The 771-nt window shown below is 61.1% G+C and carries 1 protein-coding gene; it reads left to right on the top strand.

The window, feature by feature from the left end; genetic code table 11:
- Nucleotides 1–771 (top strand): TraC family protein (locus AAE045_RS23420; protein WP_455549711.1); only part of this gene is annotated, 771 nt, incomplete at both ends.

Raw genomic sequence — 771 nt, 5'->3', positions numbered from 1 at the left:
CTGGCAGCAACTGGATTTGCCGGAGCCCGACACTCTTCCGGTGCTCACCGATTTTGCCGAGCGTCTGCTGACAAATGAACCCCGTTCAGATGTGGAGAATGGCGTGTGGTGGCTGGATAACCGTCCGCATAAGGTGGTGATGGTTGACCGCCTGCGTAAAGCCCCACCGCCAGGACTGCTGACCGGGGAAACGGCCCGGGGTGACGGTATCAATGCCCTGTTCGATCTGCTGCCCGCCGGCACCATTATGAACCTCACGGTGGTGGTCTGGCCGCAGGACAGGCTGGAGCAGCATCTGAGTAAGCTGGCCGATCGCGCCATCGGTGATAACACCGATTCACTCTACACCCGCCGCGACTGCCAGGACGTGCGCAGCTACCTGAAAGACGGTCACAAACTGTATCGCAGCGCGCTGGCTTTCTACCTGCACGCCCCTGATACCGACACGCTGTTTCGTCAGCAACGCCAGCTACACAGCCAGCTACTGAACGTCGGGCTGGTACCGGTGCAGGAAAGGCATGAAGTCGCCCCGCTCAGCCACTGGCTGCGCTGGCTACCGATGTGTTTTGATCCCCGGCGCGATCCGCGCGGCCTGTATACCCGCTTTAACTTCGTTCAGCACATCGCCGGGCTGCTGCCGGTTTACGGGCGCGAAACGGGTACCGGGCATCCGGGTATTTGCTATTTCAACCGGGGTGGCACACCGCTGTGCTTTGATCCGCTGAATAAGCTGGACCGTGCCCAGAACGGCCACCTGCTGTTACTCGGCCC

The sequence above is a fragment of the Dryocola clanedunensis genome, from assembly GCF_038405435.1.
GTDB lineage: Bacteria > Pseudomonadota > Gammaproteobacteria > Enterobacterales > Enterobacteriaceae > Dryocola > Dryocola clanedunensis_A.
Note: the sequence above shows the minus strand (reverse complement) of the source record. Positions and strands in the feature narration are given on the sequence as shown.